We start from the raw sequence: 22,599 nt of genomic DNA on the forward strand, positions 1-22,599 counted from the left end.
TGGGGGTATAAAATTGATTAGAAGGATTGTTTTGATAATCATATTTTCTGGAGTAATAGCTTTGATTGGTACTATGGTAGGGGCGTTTTTAGGTGTTGTTATGAAAAAACCTTCAAGAAAGTTCCTAGGAAATATTATAGGATTTGCATCGGGACTTATGCTTTCTATTGTGGTTTTTGAACTTATACCAGAAGCTACAGAAAAGACAGGACTTCTAGGAACTTTATTGTTTTTAATTCTAGGTATTATTATTGTTGTAATAATAGACAAAATAAGCAATTTAAGTGGTAATGCAAATTCTCAATATACAAAGGTGGCTTTTATGGTTGCAATTGGAATAATGCTTCATAATTTTCCGGAAGGTCTAATAATGGGATTTGGGTTTGTTAATGGAGAAAACCTAGGGCTTAAAATGAGTGTGATAATTGCAATACATGATGTGCCTGAAGGGTTAGCCGTTGCAGCACCTCTAATGCTTTCGGGAACAAAAAGCGGAAAAATATTATTTTATGCATTTTTAACAGCGCTTCCTACTGCAATTGGTGCATGGATAGGAATTTATATTGGGAGCATATCTGTAAATATACTAGGTAGTGCTCTAGCGTTTGCATCAGGTGTTATGTTATATGTTATTTATGGAGAGATGCTTCCACAGTCTAAAAAGCTTTGGCCGGGAATAACAAATACATTAGGAATACTTTTGGGTATAATAGTAGGATTAATAATGACTAATGTGATTTAACGACATTTCAGCTTCGAAGAAGATGATCAGCTTTGAAGAAGATGATTAATGAAGAGGTGTAAGGATGAAAACGAAGATAGCAATAATGGACCAAAATAATATTGACCAAAATATAATTGATGAGGCAGGGCTTGTTATAGCCGAAGGTGGGTTAGTTGTTTTTCCTACTGAGACAGTTTATGGTCTTGGAGCCAATGCCTTAGATACACTCGCTGTAGAAAAAATTTTTAAAGCTAAGGGAAGACCACAGGATAACCCCCTTATTGTGCATGTAGCTGATTTTAATATAGAGTATCTAGTTAAAGAAATACCGGAAATTTCAAGGAAAATTATGGATAAATATTGGCCTGGACCGATAACTTTGATTTTTAATAAGTCTGATTTGATTCCCAGTACTACAAGTGCAAATCTGGATACTGTAGGCATAAGGATGCCCTCAAATTTAATTGCCAAGAAACTCATTGAGGCAGCGGGAACACCTATTGCAGCCCCTTCAGCTAATATATCGGGTAGACCTAGTCCTACTGATGTAGAGAGTTGTATTGAGGATCTAAGTGGAAAGATAGAGTACATTATAGGCGGAGATAAAAGTGAGGTAGGTCTTGAGTCAACAATAGTGGATTGTACTTGTACTCCACTATGTATACTAAGACCGGGAGCTATAACTATTGAGATGCTTAGAGAAATAGATAATGGAATATATATTGATAAAAATGTAATGTCTAAACCAAATAATGATTTTAAGCCTAAAGCACCTGGTATGAAGTATAGACATTATGCACCAAAAGCCCCAGTAAAAATTATATGTGGAGATTTAGAAAAAACTGTTGCAAAAATCAATGAAATAGTGCAGACTAGTATGGGCAAGAAAAAAATAGGGATTATGGCAACAGATGAAACTAAAGACAAATATCCTTGTGGCACTGTTATTTCTTTAGGTAGCAGAAAACATCTAGATACTGTAGGAAGAAATCTTTTTGAAGTTTTAAGAAGTTTTGATGCTGTAGATGTAGATTTAATATTGTCAGAAGCCTTTGAAGAAAAGGGTATAGGCGTTGCTATAATGAATAGGCTTAAGAAGTCAGCGGGTTTTGATATAATTTACGTATAGGTAGATAGCTGTTTGTAATTGGTATCTATTCTAGAGGAATATGAGGAGGAACTATGGATATATTGTATATTTGTAATGAAAAAATGCGAAAAAGCTATATTATAGAAGCTATTTTCAATAAAATATTTACTGTAAATAATATTGGACCATGTGTTGTCTATATTCCGATTTATTCAAAGTTTTTTGACGGATTAAGAAATAATGCATTCTTATTATGGGATAATACAAAGAAGATAATGGTATTTAAATAGTTTATTTAAATGCCGATATCTTCTTTTTTTGTAATATAATATCTTATAATATGAAAATATATCTTGGAGGTGTTTTACTATGAAAATAGCATTGGGTAGTGATCATGGTGGTTTAAATTTAAAAAAACAGATAATCCTGCATCTGGAGAGTAAAAATATTGAGGTAACAGACTTGGGCACTTATACTGAGGATTCTTGTGATTATCCAGACTATGCATTAGAAGTTGCAAAAGGAGTAGTAGAAGAAGAGTTTGAATTAGGTATATTAATATGTGGCACAGGTATAGGAATAGGAATTGCTGCTAATAAAGTGCCTGGCATAAGGGCGGCACTATGTCATGATACTTTCAGCGCTCATGCTGCAAGAGAGCATAATAATGCTAATATACTTACTCTTGGCGAAAGAGTTATCGGTATTGGGTTAGCATTAGATATTGTAGATGCTTTTATCAATGCTAAATTTCAAGGAGAAAGACACCAAAAAAGAATTAATAAAATTACTGAAATTGAGAAAAAATATTCTAAATAAACATTTAAAAATTGGAGGCAATAATATGAGTAAAGTAACACAAATAACACATCCACTTATACAACACAAATTGGCATACATAAGAGATAAAAACACAGGTTCAAAGGATTTTAGAGACTTAGTTGAAGAAGTTGCAATGCTTATGGCTTATGAAGTTACACGTGATATACAATTAGAAGAAGTAGAAATCGAAACTCCTATTTGTACTACTAAATGTAGTGTTTTAGCTGGAAAGAAGATGGCTATAGTTCCAATACTCAGAGCAGGACTCGGAATGGTTGATGGTATGCTAAAAATTATACCAGCAGCTAAGGTTGGTCACATAGGAATGTATAGAAACGAGGAAACATTGCAACCTGTTGAGTATTTCTGTAAATTACCTCAGGACATTAATGAAAGAGATGTAATTATTACAGATCCTATGATAGCTACAGGAGGTTCCGCAATAGACGCAATTTCAGCTCTTAAAAAAAGAGGAGCAAAAAACATAAGAATTATGTGTCTTATAGCTGCACCAGAGGGAATTAAGGCTATTACGGATGAACACTCAGATGTGGATATATATGTAGCTTCAATTGATGAAAAATTAAATGAAAAAGGATATATCGTACCAGGTCTTGGTGATGCTGGAGACAGATTATTCGGAACTAAGTAGTTAATTATAATAATTTAGGGGCATGAAACTTTAAAAAGCAACTTACAGAAAAATATCTGTAAGTTGCTTTTGATTTTTACTTAATTCAATTCTACTTAAAATATCTATTAAGTAAACCCTTAAATGCTGCACCGTGACGTGCCTCATCTTTGCACATTTCATGTACTGTATCATGGATTGCATCATAGTTAAGTTTTTTAGCTAAAGTAGCTAAGTCCTTCTTACCTTGGCAAGCTCCATGTTCAGCAGCAACTCTCATTTCAAGGTTTTTCTTAGTATCTGATGTTACTACTTCACCAAGTAACTCAGCAAATTTTGAAGCATGATCAGCTTCTTCAAAAGCTATTCTTTTATAAGCTTCTGCAACTTCTGGAAAGCCTTCTCTATCGGCTTGACGGCTCATTGCTAAATACATACCAACTTCAGTACATTCTCCAACGAAGTTAGCTCTTAATGCTTCTACAACTTCTGGACTTGCGTCTTTAGCAACTCCAATTTTATGTTCATCTGCCCAGGACATATCATTTTCATCTTGCTCTACAAACTTATCACTTTTTGCACCACAAACTGGACAGACATCTGGTGCGGAATCTCCTTCGTGGATATATCCACATACTGTACAAACAAATTTTTTCATATTTATTTCCCCCTTATAATTCTCTGAGGTAGATAACAATTATGGATTGTTATCCCCTCATGTAGTTCGCTGGAGTAGATAGCAATTATCAATTGTATCTACATGACATTGTTTTATATAACATAACCATTACTATAAGTAATACAATTTACGATGTAAATAGGAAATTTAAACTTAGATTACCTATAACAATAACTATACACTATTGGATAACTATTATCAAGTAAAATTTAATATTTATAAAAATAGTATAATATGTTCTACATTTGCATTAAACTAATATATCGTAAAGACCCTCTAAATCTTTAATTTGGACTAAACTCTTATTAAAATCTATTAAGCCATCGTTTCTCATATTAACAAACTCTCTTGAAAGGGAAGGTCTTTGAACACCTAGATGCTCAGCAAGGCTTTTTCTAGATATAGGCAGAGTAAGGGCTGTGGTTTTTTGAATTTCGTATTGAGAGAGTAAGTAATTAGAAACTTTTTGTCTTAGTGTTTCAAAAGATAGTTCTTTAATTTTTGTATTTAATAAAAGAATTTTACTAGATAGAAGTTGCATAAAATTATTCAATACTTTAGGGTAAGAGCTACACATAGCTATAATATCTTTTTTTGAAATATAAAGTATCATTGAACCTTTAGATGATACTATGGTAGCTGGGTATATATTTGTTTCTGAAAAAGCGATTGCTTCACCAAAGGTTTTTCCTATATTTAATTTTGCCAGGGTAACAACTTTACCACTGGCATAGTGTTTTTGTACTTCAAGCTCGCCGGCCATTACAATTCCTAAATAGTTGCAGATATCGCCTTCTAATGCCACTATGCAAGTGCGGCATTCATCACAGTTTTTACAGTTATCTGAAATGGAGTAATTTATATTTTCGATTAAATTTTGCAATTCATCACAAGTTAAACCTTTAAATAAAATACAATGCTTTAAACAATCTATTAGTTTATCCATAAAATCACCCTCAAATCTTAAATTTGGTAACATGGGTTACATATTATCATAAGTAATTCTAATATAATTTGTATATACAGTCAATGAAATCATTAGTGAAGTATATGAAAACAAATGAAAATAAGAGTTATTTATTTAAATGTGACTTAAAGAAAATATATAAAAAAATTAGGAGGCGTTAAAATGAAAAGAGATATTATTAGTATAGATGAAAGTAAATGTAATGGTTGCGGAATATGTATAAGTGGTTGTCATGAAGGTGCCATAGAACTAGTTGACGGCAAGGCTAAATTAATAAGCGATGAGTATTGTGATGGACTGGGGGATTGCCTGCCACAGTGTCCTACAGATGCTATTAAAATAATCCAAAGAGATGCTGCAGATTATGATCTTCAGGCTGTCGAAATAAAAAAAGAGAAATATAGGGTAAAGCCTAATTTGCCTTGTGGATGCCCTGGTACAATGGAAAAGTCCATAAAAAGAAATGTGAATTTAAATATAAAACAGGCACCAACTAATATAAATAATGGGGGAGAGGTCTCAGTATCTTCTGAATTAAATCAATGGCCAGTGCAGTTAAAGTTAGTTAATTCTAAGGCGGGATTTTTAAACGGTGCAGATATTTTGATTGCGGCAGATTGCACAGCTTATGCTTATGGGAATTTTCATAAGGAGTTTATTAAAGGAAGGGTTACGTTGATAGGATGTCCAAAGCTTGATGATAATGATTATTATAAACAAAAAATATGTGAAATATTGAAAAACAATGATATTAAGAGCATTACTGTAGTTAGAATGGAAGTGCCTTGTTGCACAGGTATTGTTAGCTGCGTAAAGGGAGCGATGCTTGAGGCTGGAATAATAGTACCTTATAAAGAGGTAACTATTGGTATAAACGGAGTAATAATTTAATGCTTATAACCATGCTTTAAAAGTATATTTAACAAAGCGTATATTATGAAAAATAATATATGCTTTTTTAGTTTATAGTAAATTAACATAAATACGGTATTAAACACTTTAAATTCTTGATTTTTTAGTGTAAAATGGTATAGATTGATTATTAGATTATAGATTTAGTTTTGATTTCTCATCTACATAATTAAAATATATTTATGTGAGGTATATTTATGGTAAGAATTGACAAACATAATTATTATTTAGATATATGTGAAACCATATCTGAACGAGGAACTTGTATGCGGAGAAATTTTGCAGCTATAATAGTGAAAAATGATGAAATTATGTCTACTGGATATACAGGAGCACCTAGAGGTAGAGCGAATTGTTGCGATTTAGGGGTTTGTAGAAGAGAAGAATTGAAAATTCCAAGAGGTACGAGGTATGAGCTTTGTAGATCGGTACATGCAGAACAAAATGCAATTATATCAGCTCGAAGAAATGATATGATGGGGTCAACTTTGTATTTAGTTGGAAAAGAAGTGAGTAGTGGTGAATTAGTTAATAATGCATCTCCTTGCTCTTTATGCAAGAGATTTATAATTAATTCAGGTATAGAGAAAGTAATAATTAGAGATAGCAAAATACAGTATAAAATCGTATATGTAGAAGAATGGATAGAAAATGATGACTCACTTCAAGGTGATGGTGGATATTAATTATGAAATTTTATAAATCACAGTTATTTATTAATTTCTTAAATTTCAACCTATATTTATCAAATAAAAACACTGTTTTTGTGAAAGAAAGGTTTTTTTTATGAGTAATTTTTATATTTTAGCGATAATCACAGCTTTAATTTCTTTTATAATTACCCCTTTAGTTAAAAAATTTGCAATAGCTGTTAATGCCATTGATATTCCTAAAGATGAAAGGCGAGTCCACAAAAAACCTGTTCCAGTTATGGGAGGGCTAGCTATATACATAGCTTTTGTTATAGGAACAATTTTATATAATGGTATTTTAACACCTTCTCAACTAGGCATAATTATCGGGGCAACTATAATTGTTATGGGAGGCATGATAGACGATATTAAAGATTTAAGCCCTAAATACAAGCTTCTAATACAAATTATGGCTGCTGTATGCCTTTTAATGTCAGATGTAAGGATATCGATTCTAACCAATCCTTTTAGAGAATTTTATCCTTATCTAAATATAGGGTGGGTTGGTATACCTGTAACAATAATATGGATTGTAGGTGTGACTAATGCTTTTAATCTAATAGATGGATTAGATGGGCTCGCAGCAGGAATAGCATTTATATCCTGTGTCACTTTAATGATAGTTTCTATAATTAATGGAAGACTGGAGCCAGCATTTTTAACTGCGGTGTTAAGTGGAGCTATTTTAGGGTTTTTACCATATAATTTCAATCCAGCCTCTATTTTTATGGGGGATACGGGCTCTCAATTACTAGGTTTTCTTTTAGCTGCAATTTCAATTGAAGGTGCTATTAAATCTGCAACAGCATTTGTTATAGCAGTACCGATTTTAGCTTTTGCATTACCTATTTATGACACCCTTTTTGCTATGATTAGAAGGAAAGCTAATGGGAAATCTATAATGCAAGCAGACAAAGGTCATTTGCATCATAGGCTTTTAGATATGGGACTCAGTCAAAAGCAGGCAGTTATTATTATGTATTTTATAAGTGCTGTGCTAGGCGGGATTGCCATTATAACAATGCAAATGAGTAATCAAAGGGCGTATTTTTTGTTAGGGCTCACAGCAGTTATAACAGTTTCAGCAGCCTGGAAATATGGCATTTTTAAGCACAAAGAGTAATTTGTATATCTTTGGATTTAGAAATTACTGATTTACAGATAGTTATAATTTAAATTGAGTTAAATTAGGAGGTCATTTGGTGGGAAATATTAAAGTTATAGTAATATTTGGTACAAGGCCTGAGGCCATAAAGATGGCACCTCTAGTTAAAGAATTAGAAAAAAAATCTCAAATACAATGTGTAGTATGCGTAACGGCTCAGCATAGAGAACTTTTGGATCAAGTCTTGGAGCTTTTTAACATAGTGCCTCAGTATGACTTAAACATAATGAAATCAAAACAAAGCTTAACAGGGATAACCTGCTCTGTGCTTTCTGGGCTAGAAGAAATCTTTGAAAGTGAGAAGCCAGATATAGTGCTTGTACATGGAGATACTACCACGACATTTGCAGCGTCGCTTGCAGCTTTTTATAGAAAAATACCTGTTGGGCATGTAGAAGCTGGCCTTAGAACTCATAATAAGTTTTTTCCCTATCCAGAAGAAATTAATAGGAAACTAACTGGAGCACTAGCAGATTTACACTTTGCACCTACTACTACCTCTAAAGAAAACCTATTAAGAGAGGGAATAGAGGAGAGTGCTATTTTTGTAACAGGAAATACAGTTATAGATGCTATGAAGTTTACAATTAAAAAAGACTATATTTTTGAAAACCATGAGCTAAATGAAATTGACTATAAAAACAAAAAAGTAATAATGGTTACAGCTCATAGGAGAGAAAATTGGGGGAGTGGAATTGAAAATATATGTAATGCACTAAAAATTGTTGCATGCGAAAACAAAGATGTAGAAGTATTGTATCTGGTTCATCCAAATCCAGTGGTGAAAGATATGGTTCACAGAATCTTAAAAGATGTGGATAGGATACATTTGCTTCAACCTATTGATACGGATGAAATGCATAATTTAATGAAGAAATGTTATCTAGTAATGACTGACTCAGGAGGAATTCAAGAAGAAGCACCCCATTTATGTAAGCCGGTTTTAGTTCTTAGGGATGTTACGGAGAGAGTGGAGGCACAGCATGCTGGTACAGTAAGATTAGTTGGAACAGATGTAAAGGAAATTGTATTAAATGCTAATATGCTTTTAAGAAATGAAGATGAGTATAATCACATGAGCACATCAATTAATCCTTATGGCGATGGAAATGCTTCTATTAAAATAGTAGATTCACTGTTAAAGTATTTTAGAATATATTAAAATGTTGTTAAATCATCATCTGCGATGCTATAATTAACGACTTCAGAAGGAGATTTAGAGTCCCACTGAAGTTTTCTTTTTGTTATAGCGTATTACCCCCACTTATAGAAGTGGGAGACTTCCTTCTGAAATGTCGTTAAAATAAGTTCAAGAATTTAGAAATTAAATTCTTGAACTTATTTTTTACCATATATTCAAATGAAAACCTTAAAAATAAAAGTTTCTAAGGTTGAAAAATTCATATTCAGCTACAACAACCTAGGGCGCTTAAAAGTATTGTTTATCCTGATATACGGTATTTAAAAGCTTATAGCAAGCTAAATAAGAGTAATTCAATGCATATTTTAAGTGACTAATGAAAAGAATAACATAAACAATAAAAAAATTTTAAGAAAAAATGAAATATAAAAAATAGTATATTGCAATTGTTCGAAAAAAAAGAAAAACAATTAAAAAAAATTTTTTTCCATAAAGTTTTTGTAAATGTTTAACTAAATATAAATTATATTAAAAAGTTCTTAAAGGTTAGTAAAATCAATAGTGTTGAAAGCTTTACTTACTATATTGAGAATATTGAGAATATTAAGCATGTTAAAATAAATAAATTAATTGAATAATCCATTTGCAAATTATTTGATAAGTCGTAATATATCGTAATATGGATATATTCAGAGGAACTAAGAGATTTTATTTAAAAAATCGACTTAAATGCTTGTATATCTCAAAAAAATAAGAAATTCTAGGTTTTATTTATGAAAATTAGTAGACTATAATGAAATTGTTAGTGAATGGCGAGAGGAAGAAAAAAAGTGAATATTAAGTCGGCGCAAATGTATAAAAAAATTAATTTCTTTAATTTTTTCGTTGCACTCATTGGAACTACTGTAATTTATTTTATTGATAAAAAATACGCAGTCTTTTTTTTATTAGGTCTAATATTAGCAAGTACTAATTTATTATTTAATTTAATATCTGTTAATTTTATATTATGCAAAGCACAAAAATATAGGTTTGCTACTTCTTTTAGCTTTGCATTTAGGGTGATTATAGTATCTGTAATAGGCTTGATGGTTTTTAATTATTTAAAATTTGCTATAATTACGTTTATATTAGGGTATAGTTCACAGCTGATTTCTCTAGTACTTTACGGAATTAATATTAAAGAGTGTGAAGGGAAGTGAGTAAGTGGGAGAAATTACACAATTGCCTAGTGTGAATTTATTTGGATATAATTTTCAAATTACGCAGAGCTTAATTATACAATGGGTGATAATTTTGGTTCTGACCTTACTAATAGCATTTATTAATAAAAATCTTAAAAAGATTCCAGACAAAAAGCAGAGTGTAGTTGAAATCTTTGTAGAATTTGTCCAAAAAACAGTAGAACAGACCATGGGTAAAAGTTTTAAGAATTTTGTTCCGTATATAGGTACATTGGGTATTTATCTATTGTCAATGAATTTGGTGGGTATATTTGGAATAAAGCCCCCTACTACGGACTATAGTGTAAGTTTAGGAATGGGCTTAACTACATTTATAGTGATACAGGGTTATACAATTAAAAAGGTTGGTATTGGACATTATTTTACTGGTTATGCAAAACCACTGCCTGTACTACTACCAGTGAATATAATGGAGAGAATAATGCTTCCAGTATCTTTAAGTCTAAGAATGTTTGGAAATATGTTTGCCGCAACTATAATCATGGAATTAGTTTATAGTGCACTTAGTAGTGTGGCTTGGGTGGCGCAATTAGGAATACCAATACCATTACATATGTATTTTGATTTATTTGATGGTACTATTCAAATGGTTATTTTTGTAATGTTAACAATGATTAATATTGTAATAATTTCAGAACACTAAAATAATAATGAAATAGGAGGAATATTTTATGGATTCAGCAGGATTTATAGCAGGAATGTGCGCAATAGGAGCAGGAATAGCAGCTCTAGGGGTTATAGGTGGTGGAATAGGAACAGGAAATGCTACAGCAAAAGCTGTAGAGGGTATTGCAAAACAGCCAGAGGCTGCAGATAAAATTACAAGAGCGTTAGTTATAGGTGGTGCGTTATCTGAAGCAACAGCTATTTATGGTTTCTTAATAGCACTATTATTAATTTTATTTGGTGTAAAAGGTTAAAGTGAAATAGTTAAGGAAAGGTAGGTGAAAGTCTCGGTTTGCGTAAAATAAAAAAAAATATAAACGGAGATTTTATATAGATGGAGATGAATTTAGGTAATATTATAGCTGCAATGATAAATTTCCTTATACTACTTTTCATTGCTAAACGTTATTTGTTTATACCGGTAAATAAAATTCTAGATACGAGAAAAGAAGAATTGTATTCTTCTTTTGAACAAGCAAGAATTGATAAAGAAGAAGCTAAAAGGTTGAAAATAGAAAATGTTGAGAAGTTAAAGTTAGCAAAAAAAGAAGGCAAGGAAATAGTTGAAATATACAAGCAAAAAGCAGAAAAGATATCTGGCGAATTAATCGAAGATGCAAAACAAGAAGCTACACTTATTATTGAAAGGTCAAGACTTGAAATTGAAAGAGAAAAAGAAAAAGCACAAAGTGAAATTAAAAAACAAGTTATAGATTTATCACTAATATTGTCTGAAAAAGCTCTTGAACAGCATATAGATGAAAAGGAACATAGAAGATTGATTGAGGACTTTATCTTTAAGGTAGGTAGCTAAAATGTATGAATACTTAGATAAAAGATATGCACTAGCACTATACACAGTTGCTGAGGAAAAAGGAAAAGTAGAAGAATATTTAAATGACCTTCGGGAAATTGTTTCACTTATGAAGAATGATGATGAGTTTCTTAAAGTTATTAAATATCCGCAAATAAGTACTTCTTCAAAAAAGAAAATGTTCATAAATATTTTCAAGGGCAGAATTGATGAGGATCTTTTATCTTTTTTACTTATTCTTATAGAAAAAGATAGAATAATGTATACTGAAGAAAAGCTTAAAGAAATGGAAAAAATCCACTTAGAGCGTAATAATACACTATTAGTGGAGGTTGTAACAGTAATACCACTTGAAGATTCTCAAAAAGAAAACTTGCGTACTAAATTATTTAAAATGTATGATAAGAATATTATCTTTCATGAAAAATTAGATAAAAAAATTATAGGCGGAGTATATATTAGGGTTGGCGATGACGTTATTGATGGTACAATAAAAAACAAATTAGAAGAAATGAAAAGAATAATGTTTAAATAGAATAGAGGTGAGTTTATGAATATAAAACCAGAAGAGATAACATCCATAATAAAGAAAGAAATAGAAAGATATGAAAAGAAAATTGACACTGTTGATTCAGGAACCATAATTCAAATAGGTGATGGAATTGCTAGAGTATATGGTTTGGATGACTGCATGGAAGGTGAACTTTTAGAGTTTCCTAATGGAATATATGGTATGGCCCTGAATTTAGAACAAGACAATGTTGGATGTGTGCTACTTGGAAGCGGAGAAGGCATCAAAGAAGGTGACGTAGTAAAGAGAAGTGGCAAAGTAGTTGAAGTTCCCGTTGGAGAAGCCTTAATAGGAAGAGTTGTAAATTCTCTAGGGGTGCCAATAGATGGTAAGGGTCCAGTTAAGACTACAGAGACAAGACCAGTAGAAGTAGACGCACCTGGAGTTATTGAAAGACAATCCGTTAAAGTACCTCTTCAAACAGGGATAAAAGCAATAGACTCTATGGTACCAATTGGACGAGGACAAAGAGAACTTATAATTGGAGATAGGCAAACAGGTAAGACAGCCTTAACTATAGACACTATTTTAAATCAAAAAGGTAAAGATGTTGTATGCATATATGTTGCCATTGGTCAAAAACAATCTACTGTTGCACATATTGTTAACACTTTATCTGAAATGGGAGCCTTAGATTATACAATAGTTGTAGCATCTACAGCTTCTCATTCAGCTCCACTTCAGTATTTGGCACCTTATGCCGGATGCAGCATGGGAGAATATTTTATGAACAAAGGCAGAGATGTATTAATAGTATATGATGATTTATCTAAGCACGCAGTAGCTTATAGAGCAATGTCACTATTACTTCGTAGACCGCCAGGCAGAGAAGCATATCCAGGAGATGTATTTTATATCCACTCAAAATTATTAGAAAGAGCAGCAAAACTTTCAGATAAATTAGGTGGGGGATCATTAACTGCTCTTCCTATAATAGAAACTTTAGCAGGAGATGTTACGTCTTATATACCAACTAATGTTATTTCCATAACTGATGGTCAAATATTTCTTGAGGCGGAACTCTTTCATTCAGGACAAAGGCCCGCTGTTAATGCTGGAATATCTGTATCAAGAGTTGGTGGGAATGCTCAAACAAAAGCTATGAAACAAGTTACAGGAACTTTAAGGCTAGAACTTGCTCAATATAGGGAACTTGCAGCTTTTGCGCAATTTGGTACAGATCTTGATCGCGATGCTAAAATGAGACTGGAAAAAGGAAAAAGATTAATTGAAATATTAAAGCAAGATCAATATATGCCAGTATCAGTGGAAAATCAAGTTATGATTTTCTTTGCTGGAACTAATAATTATCTTATGGATATTCCAGTACATCAAGTAACCAGATTTGAAAATGAATTTTTGGAGTACATGGATACACATCATAGAGAAGTAGGTAAAGAAATAGCGGATAACGGTAAACTAGATGATAAAATAAAGCAACAACTTATTGATTCAATAGAAGAGTTTAAAAAAATATTTTCAATAGAAAAGTATTAATTACATTTCGTAAAGAAATAGTTAATACAACACCTTTAGGTGATAATTAATTTGCCTTCATAATATATTATGAAGGCGGAGGAGAGGTGAAACATGGCAGGTATGGGGCTTCTTGCAATTAAACGAAGAATAAAATCCATAACAAACACTACTAAAATCACCAGAGCCATGGGACTTGTCGCCACATCTAAATATAAGAAAATAAGGGAAAAGGTAGATACTAATAATAATTATCTTTATGCGCTTGAGGAAACTATTAAGCAAATTTGCGATAATTATGAAGATGATAGTATCTATATAAGAGGAAATAATAACAGCAAAAAACTGTATGTTGTATTGACCTCAGACACAGGTCTCTGTGGTGGTTTTAATTGGTCAGTAGTAAATAAAATTATTGGTAGCTTGAAAAATAGTAAAGAAGATTATAATATAATTATTGTAGGCCAAAAGGGAAGAATTATATTTAAAAAGCTTAATATTGAAACAGTTGCTGAATACGTTGAAATTTCGGATCCACCTTCTCAAAAGGACGCTACTACTATTATTAATCATGCACTTAGCATGTATATAAGTGGTGAAGTGGGTGAAGTTCACATCGTCTATAAAAAGCTAGTTTCAGCACTGAAAAATGAAGTTAAAATTGAAAAGCTACTTCCCCTAAGTTTTGATAACAAAGGAAATAATGCTAATAAAGAATATGTAGACATTAGTGCAATAAATGAAAAAACAATGGATGGAGTTATTTCCTTATTTCTAAGTAGTAAAATGATCAATTCATTGCTACATTCAAAAGCTAGTGAGCACAGAGCCAGAATGGAGTCGATGGGGTCAGCTACTAACAATGCCAATGATATACTTGATAAACTTAATTTAAGTTATAATAGAATTAGACAAAGCGCAATTACACAAGAAATTGCAGAAATAGTTGGAGGAGCAGAAGCTCAAAGGTAAAAAGGAGAGAAAATAATGCCAGGACATATCGGAAAAGTAGTTCAAATAATAGGCCCTGTTATAGACATAAAGTTTGACTCAGATAGTCTTCCTAATATATACAACAGTATTGAAATTCAAATGGACGACAGGGTAGTTGTAGCTGAGGTTGAGCAACATATTGGTGATGATATTATTAGAGCAGTGGCTATGGAAAGCACTGAAGGTTTAAGGAGAGGGCTTGAGGCTCTTGACACAGGCAATCCAATAACAGTGCCAGTTGGAAATGTAGTGCTGGGAAGGTTATTCAATGTTCTTGGAAAGCCTATGGATGAAATGGGAGACGTTAAAGTAGATACATATATGCCTATTCACAGATTAGCCCCAACTTTTGAGGAACAGTCTGTTGAACCTGAGGTGTTTGAAACAGGGATTAAGGTAATAGATTTAATAGCGCCCTATCAAAAAGGTGGAAAAATTGGTCTTTTTGGTGGAGCAGGAGTGGGGAAAACTGTCCTTATTCAAGAACTTATGAATAATATTGCGAAAGAACATAATGGACTTTCGGTATTTACCGGAGTGGGTGAGCGAACTCGTGAAGGTAATGACCTTTATAATGAAATGAAAGAATCAGGAGTTATATCGAAAACAGCTTTAGTGTTTGGTCAGATGAATGAGCCGCCTGGAGCTAGAATGAGAGTTGCATTAACTGGTCTTACTATGTCAGAGTATTTTAGAGATCATGGGCAAGATGTACTATTATTCATAGATAATATATTTAGATTTACACAGGCTGGTTCAGAAGTATCTGCGCTACTTGGCAGAATACCAAGTGCTGTTGGTTATCAACCAACACTTGCGACAGAAATGGGGGAATTACAAGAACGAATTACCTCAACAAAGCAAGGATCTATTACATCAGTTCAGGCTGTATATGTACCGGCAGATGATTTAACAGATCCGGCTCCGGCTACTACATTCAGTCATCTTGATGCTACTACAGTGCTATCTCGAGGAATAGTTGAACTTGGAATTTATCCAGCAGTAGATCCACTAGAATCTACTTCAACAATGCTTGATCCTAGAATAATTGGTAGAGAACATTATGATGTTACAATAAAAGTTCGACATATTCTTGAAAGATATAAAGAACTTCAAGATATTATTGCAATATTAGGGCTAGATGAATTATCAGAAGAAGATAAAGTAGTGGTACTAAGAGCTAGAAAAGTTCAAAGATTTTTATCACAACCATTTACTGTAGCTGAGCAATTTACGGGAATGAAGGGCAAATTTGTACCCGTAAAAGAAACAGTAAGGGGATTTAAAGAAATACTTGAAGGCAAGCATGACAAATTACCAGAAGCAGCATTTATGTTTGTTGGAACTATAGAAGAGGCAATAGAAAAAGCAAAAACTATGGCTAGTGAATAAGGCGTTTTTAAGAATATGCACCTAGAAAGGTCAGTGTTTTTATATGGAAAAAAGTATAAAACTAACTATACTTACCCCTGAAAAGGAGTTTTATAGTGGCGAAATCCTTAGGCTGAACACGGAAGGTGAGGATGGGAGATTTGGTATCCTTGCGAATCATGTTCCTATGGTATCCACATTAAAACCAACAGTTACAACATTTACAGATTTATCTGGTAAAGAATTAAAAGCTTTTACATCAACAGGAACTTTAAGGGTATATCTGGGTAAGGTAGAAATATTATGCAGTGCCTGCGAATGGCCGGAAGATATAGATGTTTTAAGAGTAGAAAAGGCTAAGGAAAGAGCAGAAGAAAGATTACTTAATAAGGATGGTGTCGATGTTAAAAGAGCAGAAAATGCTATTTTAAGATCCCTTATGAGAATAAAGACAAAAGAATAGAGAATATAAAATGGAGATATTAATTTATCTCCATTTTTTTTTATACTTAAAAATGTGGTTAAATTTTTTTAAGCACAATTTCATTGAAATTTTATATATTAATAATATAGTGTATAGATTTATAGTGAAATAAATTGTTAAAATACAAAATACCCCTATCCATATGATGAATGGAATAACCCTCTTCACATTTGTGCTGAGGGATGATTTTATTAATAGCAAAATATTTAAAAATCATTATTTATAGAATAAAAAAATAAATTATGGTCAACAATTTAATTGAAGGGTAGGGGGATAAAAATGAAAAGAAAAAGAATTGCACTTTTGTGTATAGTATTGTGCCAAATTATCTTGCAAATTAATGTTATATTTTCAAATGCACAGGAGAAGGTCAATTTATTTGACCAAATATTATTAGAAACTAAAAGCAAAACTGTAGAATATGGATTGAAAACATCTTTTAAAACTGAGGAAGACCCAAAAGAAGTTTGTAACTATTTAATCCGAAATTTAGGATTTGATAGTAGTGGAATAAAATTAAATGTTTATGAAAAAGAAGATTCGTATTGTATAGATTTTTCAAATAAAGATGTTAAGGGTTATATAGAAGCCATAAAATACAATAATGAAGATGATATAACAATAAACATAAGCAAAACAGATAATGAAAATGGGTTAGAATCTCTTAGAAATAAAGTTGCTCAGGCTATTGGAAGTAGAGGTGAAAATATTAAATATTTTCAATACTTGAAGGCAGAAATGCCAGAGAATATTGTAAATGTAGGCAATGAAGACATTTATGGTGTTAATGAAAGGATAATAAAAATTTTAAAATCTCATGGAACGTGCAATATTGAGACTGTAAGTATAAATAATGGACTAAGTACTATAGCATATACAAAAAAGTATGCTAGCAAGGTAAACAATAACAAGTTAATAGATTTTAATTATGCTGTATGTAATTATTCATCTGGCAGGCATATTATCATCGGCACACCTGAAATAATTACAACTTATTAAAAACTAACAATATAATGGAGGAAAAAAATGGATAAATTAGTTATAAAAGGTGGGAAAAAATTACAAGGTGAAGTCAATATTAGTTCAGCTAAAAATTCAGTGCTTCCTATACTTGTAGCAACTATATTGAACGGCAATAATTGTACCATTGAAAATGCGCCTATGCTTGAAGATGTATTTGTAATTTGTGAAGTACTGAAATCTCTTAAAGCAAATGTTAGTATAGATAGGTTAAATAAAAAGGTGAAAATTAATACTGCCAATCTATTTGATAATGATGCTAACGATGAATTAGTAAGAAAAATGAGGGCATCTTTTTTAATAATGGGACCCATGCTTGGAAGATTTGGAACTTTCAAGATTTCACTACCCGGGGGATGCAATATTGGAACAAGGCCAATTGATCTTCATTTAAAAGGACTCGCAGCACTTGGAGCAGATATATCAGTAGGCCACGGGTATGTGGAAGCAAAAGCAAAAAAACTAAGAGGCAGCAACATATACTTAGATTATCCTTCAGTAGGCGCTACAGAAAATATAATGATGGCGGCAACGCTTGCAGATGGTGAAACGGTAATAGGAAATGCAGCTGAAGAGCCTGAAATTGTAGATTTAGCAAGATTTCTAAGGGCTATGGGAGCACAAATAAGTGGTGAAGGAACAGACACTATAAGGATTTCAGGGGTTAAAGATTTTAAGGAGGTTGTTTATAAGCCTATATATGACAGAATTGAAGCGGGTACATTTATGATAACTGCTGCAATGACAAAGAGCCTAATTAAAATAAATGGTGCTGATGAGGTTCATTTAAAACCGATAATAGCAAAGCTTACAGAAATGGGAGTTGCAATGGAGATTAATAAAAACAGCATAATAGTTGACGGAAGGAAAAAGCTAAACCCCGTAGATATAAAAACTATGCCATACCCTGGATTTCCTACAGATATGCAAGCTCAGATGATGAGTTTATTATGTACTGTAAAAGGTACAAGTATAATTACGGAAACTATATTTGAAAACAGGTTTATGCAAGCCGTAGAACTCAAGAGAATGGGAGCAAATATAAGAATAGATGGTAGAAGTGCTGTAATAGAAGGTATAGACACATTTACAGGTTCGGAAGTCACAGCTACAGATTTAAGAGCAGGAGCAGCACTAATACTAGCAGGACTTACTGCAGAGGGGTCAACTACAATAAGCGATATATATCATATTGATAGGGGCTATGTTTCTATTGAACAGAAATTAAAGGGATTAGGTGCAGATATAGAAAGGGTGAGTTCTTAAAAACACTGGGGAAATTAAATTATAATGATAGATGTAGCTAATATTATGGCTGCAAAGGTGATAAGTTAATATGAAATTTATAGAATTGAGATATAAGTTATTAATATATTTCAATTCTTTATTTATGATTAATATTTTCTTGATTTTTTTATTCATTAGGGAATTAGAATTTTGAAAAAAGTAATATTATTTATATTTATTTAATATGTATAAAGTAATATTTATTTTATAACGAGAGGAGAAAAGAATGAGAAGAGTTTTTATTACGGTACATTTGAAAAACTTCTTTCTATTAAGCATTGCATTTATTTCTTTTATAGTTATAGCTTCTGTGTTAATAGTTGGAGTAGGGGATAATAAAAGCTTAAATAAAAGTAAAAACTCTATAATTAAATCAGAAGAATATAAAAATCTTAATAAAAGCGTCTCACTTTCCCAAATTTCTAAAATTAAAGTGTTCATATCAAAGGAAAACAAAACAAAAGAAATCAGTTTAGAAGAATACATTACTGGAGTTGTTGCAGCCGAAATGCCTGCAGGATTTGAGATAGATGCTTTAAAAGCCCAAGCAGTGGCTGCTAGGACTTACGCATTAGCTCATGTTACTGAATTAGGTGGAATACTATGCAAAAATGCTAATGGAGCAAATTTATGCGATACAGTTCACTGTCAGGTATACACCACGAAAGAAGAGCGTATAAAAATATGGGCTAAGGATGGCGAAAAATATTGGGATAAGATTAAGAAGGCGGTGGTTGGAACACAAGGACAAGTTTTAACCTATAACAACAGATTGGTAATGGAGCCTTATTATTTTGCAACTAGCAGTGGCAAAACTGAAAATTCTGAGGATGTATTTAGCAATAGTATACCTTATTTAAGGAGTGTAGAAAGTCCGGGTGAAGAAGGAACAAAAAATTTTAAAAGCATTAAAATTTTTGGATACAATGAGCTAAGTCAGATTATAAATAGCAATTATAATAATGCTAAGGTAACCTCAGCTAGCATAAAAAAACAAATAGCAGTAATTGATAGGACGGAGGCAGGAAGTGTTAAAAACATTAAAATAGGGAGCATAACAATGACAGGCAGTAAATTTAGAACTATGTTAGACCTTAAATCATCAAATTTTGAAATAGTGTTTAATTTAAAAAATGTAGAAATAAACTGCACTGGATATGGTCATGGTGTAGGAATGAGCCAATGGGGTGCAAATGCTATGGCTAAGGAAGGGAAAGATTATATTAAAATATTAAATCATTACTATAATGGAACTGTTATATCTAAATGAAAAATTACAATAATAAGCTAGTTAACTTTTTTGCGAAGGATAACTAGCTTATTTTTTATAATGATTTTAAAAAAAGTAAAAAAATGTTAAATTAGGGCTATATTTTAATTTATAAAACATAAATTTGAAAAAGTATAATAAAAATGTGAAATAATTTGAAAAAAATTTATAAAATATGTATGTTTTATTACAATATGGACAAAAATACAAATGGAGGTGTTTGTATGGATAAAAGAGCAAACAATAAGGCATTAAACTTTTTCAAGAAGGAGGGCTTCTATGTAGTTTTATTTATTTGTTTATGTATAGTGGCTACAGTAGCAACTATAACGGCAGGTAATAATAAAAAACAAGCAAGCAAGCAAGAAGCAATTCAAAAGGAACAAGCAAATGCAGGAGACGTTTTGAAAGAACAAGAAAAACAATATCAAGACGCTCTTCAAGTAAAAAAAGAAAAATTGGCTAAGACTGAGGTGCTTAAACCAGTACCTAATATTCAAAAGGGTACAACTGGAAATTTAACGGCACCTGTTTCTAAATCAGTTAATGCTACATTTGCAAAACCTGTAGCTAATGGATTGCTTGCAAGAGCATATTCAAAAGATATTGATCCAGTTGTGTGGAAGACTGATGGAAGCTATAGAACTAACTTAGGTGTTGATATTCAAGCAAAGATAGGCGAGCCAGTTCTATCAGTTATGGATGGAACAGTTAAAGAGGTTGGAACCGACGTAGCTAAGCAAAAGGGTAAGATGGTTGTAATAGATCATGGAAATGGCTTTATTACTAAATATTCTAATTTAGATAAAAATATATTAGTAAAAATAAATGATAAAGTCACAAAAAAACAGAAAATTGGTTCTGTGGGAAACACTAGTTTAAACTCATATAAGGAAGACTATGGATCTCATCTGCATTTTGAAATTTTGCAAAGTAGTAAGAACGTTGATCCTGCTAGATATGTAAAATATGAGAAATATCAACCAGTAGCAAAAAAACAATAATAAATAACCATATCAATTAGTCATTTTTCCTAAATATATGGCAAAATGACTAATTGGAATGGAATGTAAAAGCAAGTTATTGCATATTTATAAATAGAGAAGGGTCAAGGAGGTAACACTTTGAAAGACTATATTGAAGATCGAGTACTAGAAGTTGCTAAGTATATTATTGAGTCTAAAGCTACAATAAGAAGAACCGCCAAAGTGTTTGGAGTTAGCAAGAGTACTATACACAAGGATATGACGGAAAGATTGCCTACAATAAATCCTCAAATTGCTAACCAAGCAAAAACAATTTTGGATTTAAATAAATCTGAACGACATATCAGGGGAGGAAGAGCAACAAGACTTAAATACAAGGCAGTAGAAGGATAAAAACATTTCAAAAAAAAACAATAATAAATATTAAAGCTAAAAAAGAGGATTTTTTTATGGCTTTATAGAATAGAGATTAGTATAATTTAAATAATGAATATACTAAAGAGCAGGAGTGAGTTTTGAGATGTTTTTTTTTAGAATGGGTACAGATATGGGAATAGATTTAGGTACAGCCACGGTACTTGTATATATCAAGGGAAAAGGTGTTATTTTAAAGGAGCCATCTGTTGTTGCCATAGATAGAAATAATAATAGGGTATTGGCAGTAGGAGAAGAAGCTAGGCAGATGATAGGAAGAACACCAGGCAATATTGTGGCAATACGTCCTATGAGGGACGGAGTTATATCAGATTATGATATAACAGAAAAAATGTTAAAGCATTTTATTAGTAAGGCTTGTGGGAAAAGAAGGTTATCAGCCCCAAGAGTTGTCATATGCGTCCCTTGCGAAGCAACGGAAGTAGAACGAAGAGCGGTACAAGATGCAGCTAGAAATGCTGGGGCTAAGAAAGTTTATCTTATAGAAGAACCATTAGCGGCGGCAATCGGAGCAGGACTTGATATTACTCGCGCAAGCGGTAATATGGTTATTGATATTGGTGGAGGTACTACAGATGTTGCAGTTATTTCTTTAGGTGGCATGGTTGTACGTGAATCAATTAAAGTAGCTGGAGATAAGTTTGATGACGATATTATAAAGTATATTAGGCGGAAACATAAGTTAATGATTGGTGAGAGAACCGCAGAAAATTTAAAAATTAACATAGGTTGTGCTTATAAACAAGATGAAGAGACTACAATGGAGATAAGAGGTAGGGATTTAATCACAGGACTTCCTAAAAATTTACAAGTAACTTCGGAAGAAATGCGAGAAGCTTTAAAAGAGGCTGTAAATTCAATAGCAGAATGTACACATTCCGTGTTAGAAAAAACACCACCAGAGCTGTCAGCCGATATAGCTGACAAAGGTATAGTCATGACTGGTGGAGGTTCACTATTAAAAGGACTAGATAAACTTATACAGGAAATTACCAAAGTCCCAGTATATCTTGCTGAGGATCCCGTTTCATGCGTAGCACTGGGAACAGGCAAAGTATTGGATTATATGGATAAGCTAGATAATTCATTTAATGGGGGAGACAGATATTTAACAGACTAAAAAGTGTAAACAAGCTATATGAATAAGCAATACAATTAA

26 protein-coding genes are annotated in these 22,599 nt (G+C 32.2%); 24 read left to right on the forward strand and 2 right to left on the reverse strand.

Going from position 1 to position 22,599, the window contains the following annotated elements:
- Positions 1–73: 73 nt before the first annotated feature.
- From ACREV6_RS24835 to upp, 5 genes are all read left to right on the forward strand, one after another.
- Positions 74–742 (forward strand): ZIP family metal transporter, encoded by a 669-nt coding sequence (locus ACREV6_RS24835; protein ID WP_431580890.1) that lies wholly within the window; start codon positions 74–76, stop codon positions 740–742.
- A 64-nt stretch (positions 743–806) separates the two neighbouring features.
- Positions 807–1,853, forward strand: a complete 1,047-nt coding sequence (locus tag ACREV6_RS24840; protein ID WP_431580727.1) for an L-threonylcarbamoyladenylate synthase — start codon at positions 807–809, stop codon at positions 1,851–1,853.
- A gap of 53 nt (positions 1,854–1,906) precedes the next feature.
- A complete protein-coding gene (locus ACREV6_RS24845; protein ID WP_431580728.1) occupies positions 1,907–2,104 on the forward strand; it encodes a hypothetical protein in 198 nt (65 codons plus the stop codon).
- Positions 2,105–2,183: 79 nt separating this feature from the next.
- Positions 2,184–2,633: a ribose 5-phosphate isomerase B gene (rpiB, locus tag ACREV6_RS24850; RefSeq protein WP_431580729.1), complete on the forward strand. Its 450-nt coding sequence runs from the start codon at positions 2,184–2,186 to the stop codon at positions 2,631–2,633.
- Between the two features lie 25 nt (positions 2,634–2,658).
- A complete protein-coding gene (upp, locus tag ACREV6_RS24855; protein ID WP_431580730.1) occupies positions 2,659–3,288 on the forward strand; it encodes a uracil phosphoribosyltransferase in 630 nt (209 codons plus the stop codon).
- Positions 3,289–3,379: 91 nt separating this feature from the next.
- On the opposite strand, the gene ACREV6_RS24860 is transcribed toward upp, so the two are convergent.
- Together ACREV6_RS24860 and ACREV6_RS24865 are read right to left on the reverse strand one after the other, a co-directional pair.
- The gene (locus ACREV6_RS24860; RefSeq protein ID WP_431580731.1) at positions 3,380–3,925 is read right to left on the reverse strand and encodes an NADH peroxidase; all 546 of its coding nucleotides are present in this window, start codon (positions 3,923–3,925) and stop codon (positions 3,380–3,382) included.
- Between the two features lie 271 nt (positions 3,926–4,196).
- Positions 4,197–4,892 (reverse strand): Crp/Fnr family transcriptional regulator, encoded by a 696-nt coding sequence (locus tag ACREV6_RS24865; protein ID WP_431580732.1) that lies wholly within the window; start codon positions 4,890–4,892, stop codon positions 4,197–4,199.
- Positions 4,893–5,075: 183 nt separating this feature from the next.
- Here ACREV6_RS24865 and ACREV6_RS24870 point away from each other — a divergent pair, with 183 nt between their 5' ends.
- The 19 genes from ACREV6_RS24870 (at position 5,076) to ACREV6_RS24960 (ending at position 22,560) form a co-directional block, all read left to right on the forward strand.
- Entirely contained in the window at positions 5,076–5,804 is a 729-nt protein-coding gene (locus ACREV6_RS24870; RefSeq protein ID WP_431580733.1) for an ATP-binding protein, read from the forward strand.
- A 218-nt stretch (positions 5,805–6,022) separates the two neighbouring features.
- Complete coding sequence (locus ACREV6_RS24875; RefSeq protein ID WP_431580734.1) at positions 6,023–6,511, forward strand: deoxycytidylate deaminase; 489 nt, start codon at positions 6,023–6,025, stop codon at positions 6,509–6,511.
- A gap of 100 nt (positions 6,512–6,611) precedes the next feature.
- On the forward strand, positions 6,612–7,640 hold the full coding sequence (locus ACREV6_RS24880; protein ID WP_431580735.1) for a glycosyltransferase family 4 protein: 1,029 nt from the start codon (positions 6,612–6,614) through the stop codon (positions 7,638–7,640).
- 79 nt (positions 7,641–7,719) lie between these two features.
- The gene (gene wecB / locus ACREV6_RS24885) at positions 7,720–8,844 is read left to right on the forward strand and encodes a non-hydrolyzing UDP-N-acetylglucosamine 2-epimerase (RefSeq protein ID WP_431580736.1); all 1,125 of its coding nucleotides are present in this window, start codon (positions 7,720–7,722) and stop codon (positions 8,842–8,844) included.
- Positions 8,845–9,653: 809 nt separating this feature from the next.
- A complete protein-coding gene (locus ACREV6_RS24890) occupies positions 9,654–10,025 on the forward strand; it encodes a hypothetical protein (RefSeq protein ID WP_431580737.1) in 372 nt (123 codons plus the stop codon).
- Between the two features lie 4 nt (positions 10,026–10,029).
- The gene (locus ACREV6_RS24895; protein ID WP_431580738.1) at positions 10,030–10,710 is read left to right on the forward strand and encodes a F0F1 ATP synthase subunit A; all 681 of its coding nucleotides are present in this window, start codon (positions 10,030–10,032) and stop codon (positions 10,708–10,710) included.
- A 28-nt stretch (positions 10,711–10,738) separates the two neighbouring features.
- Positions 10,739–10,987, forward strand: a complete 249-nt coding sequence (gene atpE, locus ACREV6_RS24900) for an ATP synthase F0 subunit C (RefSeq protein ID WP_431550961.1) — start codon at positions 10,739–10,741, stop codon at positions 10,985–10,987.
- An 86-nt stretch (positions 10,988–11,073) separates the two neighbouring features.
- On the forward strand, positions 11,074–11,547 hold the full coding sequence (locus tag ACREV6_RS24905; RefSeq protein WP_431580739.1) for a F0F1 ATP synthase subunit B: 474 nt from the start codon (positions 11,074–11,076) through the stop codon (positions 11,545–11,547).
- A 1-nt stretch (position 11,548) separates the two neighbouring features.
- Positions 11,549–12,082: a F0F1 ATP synthase subunit delta gene (locus tag ACREV6_RS24910; protein ID WP_431580740.1), complete on the forward strand. Its 534-nt coding sequence runs from the start codon at positions 11,549–11,551 to the stop codon at positions 12,080–12,082.
- A 15-nt stretch (positions 12,083–12,097) separates the two neighbouring features.
- Positions 12,098–13,615, forward strand: coding sequence for a F0F1 ATP synthase subunit alpha (gene atpA, locus ACREV6_RS24915; protein ID WP_431580741.1), 1,518 nt, complete (start codon positions 12,098–12,100; stop codon positions 13,613–13,615).
- Between the two features lie 93 nt (positions 13,616–13,708).
- Positions 13,709–14,566 (forward strand): ATP synthase F1 subunit gamma, encoded by an 858-nt coding sequence (atpG, locus tag ACREV6_RS24920; RefSeq protein WP_431580742.1) that lies wholly within the window; start codon positions 13,709–13,711, stop codon positions 14,564–14,566.
- Positions 14,567–14,581: 15 nt separating this feature from the next.
- Entirely contained in the window at positions 14,582–15,979 is a 1,398-nt protein-coding gene (gene atpD / locus ACREV6_RS24925; RefSeq protein WP_431580743.1) for a F0F1 ATP synthase subunit beta, read from the forward strand.
- A 43-nt stretch (positions 15,980–16,022) separates the two neighbouring features.
- Complete coding sequence (locus ACREV6_RS24930; RefSeq protein WP_431580744.1) at positions 16,023–16,421, forward strand: F0F1 ATP synthase subunit epsilon; 399 nt, start codon at positions 16,023–16,025, stop codon at positions 16,419–16,421.
- A gap of 300 nt (positions 16,422–16,721) precedes the next feature.
- Positions 16,722–17,441 carry a YwmB family TATA-box binding protein gene (locus tag ACREV6_RS24935; RefSeq protein ID WP_431580745.1) on the forward strand — a complete coding sequence of 240 codons (720 nt, stop codon included), beginning with the start codon at positions 16,722–16,724 and terminating at the stop codon, positions 17,439–17,441.
- 27 nt (positions 17,442–17,468) lie between these two features.
- The gene (murA, locus tag ACREV6_RS24940; RefSeq protein WP_431580746.1) at positions 17,469–18,728 is read left to right on the forward strand and encodes a UDP-N-acetylglucosamine 1-carboxyvinyltransferase; all 1,260 of its coding nucleotides are present in this window, start codon (positions 17,469–17,471) and stop codon (positions 18,726–18,728) included.
- 247 nt (positions 18,729–18,975) lie between these two features.
- Positions 18,976–20,019 carry a stage II sporulation protein D gene (gene spoIID, locus ACREV6_RS24945; protein WP_431580747.1) on the forward strand — a complete coding sequence of 348 codons (1,044 nt, stop codon included), beginning with the start codon at positions 18,976–18,978 and terminating at the stop codon, positions 20,017–20,019.
- Between the two features lie 224 nt (positions 20,020–20,243).
- Complete coding sequence (locus ACREV6_RS24950) at positions 20,244–21,023, forward strand: peptidoglycan DD-metalloendopeptidase family protein (RefSeq protein WP_431580748.1); 780 nt, start codon at positions 20,244–20,246, stop codon at positions 21,021–21,023.
- Between the two features lie 120 nt (positions 21,024–21,143).
- Entirely contained in the window at positions 21,144–21,398 is a 255-nt protein-coding gene (gene spoIIID, locus ACREV6_RS24955) for a sporulation transcriptional regulator SpoIIID (RefSeq protein ID WP_164956902.1), read from the forward strand.
- Positions 21,399–21,525: 127 nt separating this feature from the next.
- Positions 21,526–22,560 carry a rod shape-determining protein gene (locus ACREV6_RS24960; RefSeq protein WP_431580749.1) on the forward strand — a complete coding sequence of 345 codons (1,035 nt, stop codon included), beginning with the start codon at positions 21,526–21,528 and terminating at the stop codon, positions 22,558–22,560.
- The last annotated feature ends 39 nt before the right edge of the window (positions 22,561–22,599 follow it).

The organism is Clostridium sp. (genome assembly GCF_050717515.1).
In the GTDB taxonomy this organism is placed as follows: domain Bacteria; phylum Bacillota; class Clostridia; order Clostridiales; family Clostridiaceae; genus Clostridium_AD.

Coding starts and splice junctions, on each gene's coding strand:
- ACREV6_RS24835 (WP_431580890.1), top strand. CDS start 74: ATGGTAGGGGCGTTTTTAGGTGTTGTTATGAAAAAACCTTCAAGAAAG.
- ACREV6_RS24840 (WP_431580727.1), top strand. CDS start 807: ATGAAAACGAAGATAGCAATAATGGACCAAAATAATATTGACCAAAAT.
- ACREV6_RS24845 (WP_431580728.1), top strand. CDS start 1,907: ATGGATATATTGTATATTTGTAATGAAAAAATGCGAAAAAGCTATATT.
- rpiB (WP_431580729.1), top strand. CDS start 2,184: ATGAAAATAGCATTGGGTAGTGATCATGGTGGTTTAAATTTAAAAAAA.
- upp (WP_431580730.1), top strand. CDS start 2,659: ATGAGTAAAGTAACACAAATAACACATCCACTTATACAACACAAATTG.
- ACREV6_RS24860 (WP_431580731.1), bottom strand. CDS start 3,925: ATGAAAAAATTTGTTTGTACAGTATGTGGATATATCCACGAAGGAGAT.
- ACREV6_RS24865 (WP_431580732.1), bottom strand. CDS start 4,892: ATGGATAAACTAATAGATTGTTTAAAGCATTGTATTTTATTTAAAGGT.
- ACREV6_RS24870 (WP_431580733.1), top strand. CDS start 5,076: ATGAAAAGAGATATTATTAGTATAGATGAAAGTAAATGTAATGGTTGC.
- ACREV6_RS24875 (WP_431580734.1), top strand. CDS start 6,023: ATGGTAAGAATTGACAAACATAATTATTATTTAGATATATGTGAAACC.
- ACREV6_RS24880 (WP_431580735.1), top strand. CDS start 6,612: ATGAGTAATTTTTATATTTTAGCGATAATCACAGCTTTAATTTCTTTT.
- atpE (WP_431550961.1), top strand. CDS start 10,739: ATGGATTCAGCAGGATTTATAGCAGGAATGTGCGCAATAGGAGCAGGA.
- ACREV6_RS24905 (WP_431580739.1), top strand. CDS start 11,074: ATGAATTTAGGTAATATTATAGCTGCAATGATAAATTTCCTTATACTA.
- ACREV6_RS24910 (WP_431580740.1), top strand. CDS start 11,549: ATGTATGAATACTTAGATAAAAGATATGCACTAGCACTATACACAGTT.
- atpA (WP_431580741.1), top strand. CDS start 12,098: ATGAATATAAAACCAGAAGAGATAACATCCATAATAAAGAAAGAAATA.
- atpG (WP_431580742.1), top strand. CDS start 13,709: ATGGCAGGTATGGGGCTTCTTGCAATTAAACGAAGAATAAAATCCATA.
- atpD (WP_431580743.1), top strand. CDS start 14,582: ATGCCAGGACATATCGGAAAAGTAGTTCAAATAATAGGCCCTGTTATA.
- ACREV6_RS24930 (WP_431580744.1), top strand. CDS start 16,023: ATGGAAAAAAGTATAAAACTAACTATACTTACCCCTGAAAAGGAGTTT.
- ACREV6_RS24935 (WP_431580745.1), top strand. CDS start 16,722: ATGAAAAGAAAAAGAATTGCACTTTTGTGTATAGTATTGTGCCAAATT.
- murA (WP_431580746.1), top strand. CDS start 17,469: ATGGATAAATTAGTTATAAAAGGTGGGAAAAAATTACAAGGTGAAGTC.
- spoIID (WP_431580747.1), top strand. CDS start 18,976: ATGAGAAGAGTTTTTATTACGGTACATTTGAAAAACTTCTTTCTATTA.
- ACREV6_RS24950 (WP_431580748.1), top strand. CDS start 20,244: ATGGATAAAAGAGCAAACAATAAGGCATTAAACTTTTTCAAGAAGGAG.
- ACREV6_RS24960 (WP_431580749.1), top strand. CDS start 21,526: ATGTTTTTTTTTAGAATGGGTACAGATATGGGAATAGATTTAGGTACA.